Here is a 5,571-nt window from a genome sequence, read left to right on the forward strand (position 1 = left end):
CAAGCCCAGCTCGTCCGGCGTGTGACGGCGGATCAGCGTCTGCACCTCAGCTTCCTGGGCCGTATCCAGCAGGCGCTGTTCGTCGGGTTTGCGGCCGCGCGGCTTGCCGACCAGCCCTTTCGCGCCCTCAGCTGCAAAGCGCTGGCAGATGTTAATCACCCCGGTCCGGCTCAGCCCGACCTGCTCGGCAATCTCCCGAAAGGTCAGGCCGCGCTGACGAAGCCCGACCACCTGCCGCCGGCGCTCTTCCTGAGCCGCCGCGGGCAGCTTGCGCATGTCCACGTGCCTCATGCCCGCGAACTTGGATCCCCAGTCAATCAGATCAAGACAATGAGGGCCGCATCAATAACGCCCTGCGGTCCTTCGCGTCGTAGCTCATGCAGCCTTTGCGCCGCGACGCGCCCTCTCGGCCAAGCGTTCAAGCCAAGCCTCTTGCTTTGCTGACACCCGCGGGAAGCTGCCGATGTTGCGGAGGAAGCCGGCTTCAGAGGGGCTGAACGCACTGCTGTGCCAACGCAACAGCGCGGCGGCGGCCGATCGCCAATTCTGCATATGGGCGTTGCCGGTGTGCGGTTCGTGGCGAGGCTTCGCTTCTGCCCCTGGGATAACTGTTGCCCAGTCCAGTCCTGCGGCGCGGAGGATGCGCAGCGTCGCGGCTCGGGCAGCGTCACGCTCACCAGCGTGCGGCGAGCGCAGCAATGCCAGCGCGCTCAGCAGTCGGCGCCGCTCAGACGAGGTCAGCACGTCACCAACCACACACCGCGCGGGTGCTTGTCGTGCAGAGCCAGACACACGCAAACCACGCCGACGTGAATCGACAGATGGTGTGCACGATGCAGCTTTGTGCTAGAAATTAGAGACATCCTTGACTGCTTTGGTAGGCCCGTCTCGCTCCTCATCCCGGCCAAGGCTCGGGAGCGACGACGGGCTTTTCCTTGTCTGGATCGGATTACGCGGCGCACTCGGCTGGTTCAGCGGCCACGTCCGTCATGCCGAGGATCTTGGCCGCCACAGGCAATTCCTCACGACGAATTCGCCATCTCCCGCTCACCTTCGCCGCCTGTAGACGGCCATCTACGATTGCCGCCCAAAGCCGTTGGTATGAACGGTGAGGAGCCAAGTGTCCGGTTTGCAAAATGAGCGTCCGCGACACATCGGTCAGTTCAATATCCATAATGCCAACACTCCAGCTTCGTGGGTGCACTCCGCCTCAAGCGTCGGAAGGACGTGGCTTGGCCGCAGCGAAGAGCTTTTTCCTTTCCCCCACTAGATAAGTGAGTGGGGGACGACATGCACGTTTTTTTCGGTCGTTCCCATCGGTTCCGTAATCCCTCGTTTGGGTAGGCATTTTGCCTATATTATTTCCGGTTAGGGCGCGCTGCGCAGACGCGCTGCGGCTCGATGGAAGTGGGGCTCCATACCCGTGATGGGCGGGAAGTTCCGCCCGATCTCCGTGCAGGAGACTGGCGAGTTTGCGCCCCATGGCTAACCGGCGCTGAACACGGAGGCTCTTCAGCTTGGCTGAGCATCCGATGATTTACGTACGCGCCCATGCTTTCGGATCTTGAGCTGAGCGGGAGAGAGGTTGGTCGCCTCCTCCCCGTCGCGGCCCGGCCCTATTCGCCAACCTCTCGGCTGTGCAGTTCTTTGATTATCCACTCCGCCTCCCACAGCATGAACACTGTCCCGAGGAGGGTTGCCGCCGGCACGGTCGCGGTTCCAGCCCATTTCGGAGGGCTGTGGTCCAGCAACTCCTTCGCCTTCGGCTTCATGCGCGGCAGAAGACGCTCAACGTTCTCCGCAAGCTCGGCATTTTTCCTCAGGGCCGGCGCCGTCTGCTCAATGCATGCACCCCATTTCACGCCAGCCCAGCGCACAGCATCGCAGCGGCGCGGGAAGCTTCTCGGGCGCATGCGGGCGGCCTTTGGCGGTATCGCTGTCCAGAACGAGGCGGAACCCCAAGACAGGCCAGGGCCGTCCGGTGTGTCGATCAGGCGCGGCACCTGCACCACCCGCCAGCCGGCGCGGCGGAGTTCGGCGAGGGACGGCCCCTTGCTGGAGAGGGAGGCCATCATGCGCGGATCTCCGGCAGCAGACGGATCAGTTCCTCCTCCATGGCGCCGTGAACGGCGTTCCAGGCGGAGGCGGGTGCTTCGGGGCCAGCGCCACAGCCTCCACGAGCGCACAGGCCCAATGCTGAGAACACGGCAGCATAGGCGAGGCCACCCGCTCCGGCGCCCCTGCGTAGCCGCGCCGGCTCAATTCCGGCGACGCTTGAAGCGAAAGGCGCGAACGTGGACACCATCCAGTGCGCCAAGCATTGACCTGGTGGGCAGCCTTCCACCGCGCCCGAAGCCATAAGCCCGGAGGCGCAGGCGCACACGCGGCGGCGCTCCTCTTCGGGGATCAGATCTATTGCGGACCGCCCATAGCGGGTAGTAAGGCCGCAGATGCAATTGCCGCTCCATGGCCGGGAGGCGAGGGCCGGCACAGCAGGAAGCGTAGCGACCACCGCAGCCAAGGCGCCGATCCTGCGGAGGAAGACGCGGCGCGTCGGGCTGCTGTGATTACGGGCGCTCATTCTGGCTGCTCCGGCTTTGCCTCGGTTTGATCGGGGGCGTGCGGCGCAAGCCCGGCGTAGATTGCCGCCATGCGCTCGCATGGGGTGGCACAATCCAAGCAGGACCACGGCAGGGTGCAGACCTGATTGGCCCGAGAAACGGGGGACTGGCGGCGAGGGCGAGCCTGGGAAGAGCTTGGGCGCGAGGCCATGACGCTAAATCTCCCTTTGCGGCGCGGCGCAGGCATGCGGCCTGCCACCGGGATCGTGGATTTGGCCAGGCTGCCCGCCCCGCTGGCGTGGCTGGAGAGGAAGTTCGGGCCGCTCCGCTGGTTTGAGCTGGACCCGCCGTTGGATACCCCGCCTGCGAAGGCTCCTGAGGCGCCCCGTCACGCCTGTCCGCTTGATCTGCTGCACCCGCTGCTGCCCGGCGCTGGACCTGATTGTGTGTTGGCGGACCCCGAGGACATCGACGGCGAGTATAGCGACCACCTCGTTCGGCTCGACGGCTCGTCGTTCGCCATCGACCCCGATGAGGCCGACCTGCAAGGCCCGCCGGCCACCATCGCCGCACTTGGCCGCGACGTGGTTAGGCATTTTCGGACCGGCCGCGAAGGCCCATAACCATGGCTTACTGGCCTCCTTGGACGCGAAGGCGGGCCAGAAAGGCGATGGCCGCCTCCTTAGCAGCCGTTCCCCGATCCGCCAGCAACGCTGGGTGGCCCACCCCTGGCATGAAGGCGCTGCCCGCCGGGCATGGTGCTGCGGCCAGCATCCTGCGTCCGTGCTCCACGGGCACGACCTCGTCCCGCTCTCCATGCATCACGAAGACAGGCACCCTCACGCCCGGCAGGCGCGCCAGGCTGTCGAAAGGGTGCCGCAGGAGTAGCCGGACGGGTGCCCAGCGAAAGACATCCGCCGCCACTTGGCGCACCGAGGTGAAAGGAGAGTCCAGCAGCACCCCGGCCACCTGCCGCTCTGAGGCCAGTGCTACTGCAACGCCGGTGCCGATACTCTCGCCCCAGATCACCAGAGGTGTGCCGGGCCAGCGCGTCAATGCCCAGTCTGCCTGAGCTCGTGCATCGGCGATCAGCCCGCCCTCCGTTGGGAAGCCAGGGTTGCCGCCATAGCCGCGGTATTCGGCCAGGACGACCCCGTAGCCCGCAGTGGCGAATGGGTGAAGGGCTTGCTCACGGTGCCCCGCATGCCCGCCATTGCCGTGCAGATAAAGGATCACGGGCATCCCAGGCCCCGGATCTGCGGCCCAGAACTGCAGCCGCAGCTCGTCAGCCGTGTGGGTCACATGAGCAGAGAAGCGGGAACCGGGTGGTGGGTCGTCCAGGACGCCACCTCCAGCAGGAAACAGTGCGCGTTCCTGGAACCACCACAGAAGGATCACGGCGAGGAACCAAGCCAGGGCGAGCACGAGGAAGATTGGCAGCACGCGCTTCATTCTCCAGGCTCCTGGCGCAGCTCGCCTTCTTCGCCAGGACGCCGGATGGAAGTAAATCGGTCCAAGATAGCGCATCGATGCAGGCGGAAGGTTCAGGGTAGCGCACAGGCAGCGCGGCGCCGAGTTATCAACGGCCACGTACTCCGCTCATGGCACTGGGTTCAAGCCGGCTTCCCGACATGCAAACTTGCTGACGCCTGACGGCCAAGTGACGACTGGTCGACAGGACCAATGACCTCGGGCTGGTAAATAGCTCCGATGCAGGAAACATCGCGGCCCGTGATCGGCTTCGCAGATCTACCAGTGCGGGAGAACGTGGATGGGCAGTTGCGGAGGGTCGGCATCGAGGTCGAGTTCGGGGCGCTCAGTGCGCGGCAGGCGGCCACGGCGATCGCGGAGGAACTCGGTGGCGCCGTCGCAGAGGAGGACGCGCATGCATTCGCCGTTGAGGGAACGGCGCTCGGCACACTGATGGTCGAGATCGATATGCGCTACGCTCATCCCCAGCGCCATCAGGGAACACGCTGGGGCCGACTTGGCCGAAACTGGGCGGCCCTGCTGGGCACAGCGGCGCAGCCTTTCGTGCCGCGGGAAATGGTGACCCGGCCAATCCCAGTAGACCAGCTATATCTGGTCGACCAAGCCGTGGAGGCGCTGCGCCGGGCAGGAGCGCGGGAAGTGGGGCCTATCGCGTTCGGGCTTCACTTCAACCCGGAAGTGCCGCGGCTCGACGCAGAGACGATCACTGGGATCCTGAAGGCGTTCGTGCTGCTGAACGACTGGCTGCGGCAGGAGAGCCAGCCGCGCCGGCTGAGCCATAGGCTTGGCTTCGGAGGCGGCTTTCCGCCGGCCTACGTGCGGCGGGTGGTGGCGCCGGACTACTGGCCGGATCTTGCCGACCTGATGAACGACTATCTGGCGGCGAATCCCACCCGAGACCGCGACCTCGATCTGTTACCGCTGTTTCTGCACCTCGATGAGCAGCGGGTCCGAGCGAGATTACCGGAGGAGAAGATCGGCAAGCGGGCTGTCCTGCATTACCGCCTGCCGACAGCGCGGGTGGGTCAGCCGGATTGGAGCATCGCGTCGGATTGGAACCGATGGGTGGCAGTAGAGCAGCTGGCGTCGGACCGGGAGCGACTGGAGCGGGTCGCCGCGGTCTATCTCGCAGCGGCGGGAAAGCCACGGGGCTGGGCGGAAGTTTCGGCGCGGCTGGCGTTCGAGACGTAGCATCGGACGACCCGGTCTAATCGCAGGCGCTCAGCCATTATTGATGCGGCCCTCATTGTCTTGATCTGATTGACTGGGGATCCAAGTTCGCGGGCATGAGGCACGTGGACATGCGCAAGCTGCCCGCGGCGGCTCAGGAAGAGCGCCGGCGGCAGGTGGTCGGGCTTCGTCAGCGCGGCCTGACCTTTCGAGAGATTGCCGAGCAGGTCGGGCTGAGCCGGACCGGGGTGATCAACATCTGCCAGCGCTTTGCAGCTGAGGGCGCGAAAGGGCTGGTCGGCAAGCCGCGCGGCCGCAAACCCGACGAACAGCGCCTGCTGGATACGGC

7 protein-coding genes are annotated in these 5,571 nt (G+C 65.6%); 3 read left to right on the plus strand and 4 right to left on the minus strand.

Features of this window, described 5'->3' with window-relative positions:
- The 3 genes from EP26_RS29530 to EP26_RS29535 form a co-directional block, all read right to left on the minus strand.
- Positions 1-276 (minus strand): helix-turn-helix domain-containing protein (locus EP26_RS29530; protein WP_211259596.1); only part of this gene is annotated, 276 nt, incomplete at its 3' end.
- Positions 277-949: 673 nt separating this feature from the next.
- Positions 950-1,174 carry a hypothetical protein gene (locus EP26_RS35825; RefSeq protein WP_157033929.1) on the minus strand — a complete coding sequence of 75 codons (225 nt, stop codon included), beginning with the start codon at positions 1,172-1,174 and terminating at the stop codon, positions 950-952.
- A 442-nt stretch (positions 1,175-1,616) separates the two neighbouring features.
- Positions 1,617-2,075, minus strand: a complete 459-nt coding sequence (locus EP26_RS29535) for a hypothetical protein (RefSeq protein WP_043344787.1) — start codon at positions 2,073-2,075, stop codon at positions 1,617-1,619.
- A gap of 695 nt (positions 2,076-2,770) precedes the next feature.
- Here EP26_RS29535 and EP26_RS29540 point away from each other — a divergent pair.
- The gene (locus EP26_RS29540; protein WP_043344789.1) at positions 2,771-3,184 is read left to right on the plus strand and encodes a hypothetical protein; all 414 of its coding nucleotides are present in this window, start codon (positions 2,771-2,773) and stop codon (positions 3,182-3,184) included.
- A 7-nt stretch (positions 3,185-3,191) separates the two neighbouring features.
- Here the strand turns inward: EP26_RS29540 and EP26_RS29545 are convergent, their stop codons facing one another.
- Entirely contained in the window at positions 3,192-4,013 is an 822-nt protein-coding gene (locus tag EP26_RS29545) for an alpha/beta hydrolase (protein ID WP_052389858.1), read from the minus strand.
- Positions 4,014-4,292: 279 nt separating this feature from the next.
- Between EP26_RS29545 and EP26_RS29550 the strand changes: the two genes are divergently transcribed.
- Together EP26_RS29550 and EP26_RS29555 are read left to right on the plus strand one after the other, a co-directional pair.
- Positions 4,293-5,243 carry an amidoligase family protein gene (locus tag EP26_RS29550; RefSeq protein WP_211259616.1) on the plus strand — a complete coding sequence of 317 codons (951 nt, stop codon included), beginning with the start codon at positions 4,293-4,295 and terminating at the stop codon, positions 5,241-5,243.
- Between the two features lie 110 nt (positions 5,244-5,353).
- A partial coding sequence (locus tag EP26_RS29555; RefSeq protein ID WP_211259617.1) for a helix-turn-helix domain-containing protein occupies positions 5,354-5,571 on the plus strand: 218 nt, incomplete at its 3' end.

This window comes from Belnapia moabensis DSM 16746 (genome assembly GCF_000745835.1).
GTDB classification, from domain to species: Bacteria; Pseudomonadota; Alphaproteobacteria; order Acetobacterales; family Acetobacteraceae; genus Belnapia; species Belnapia moabensis.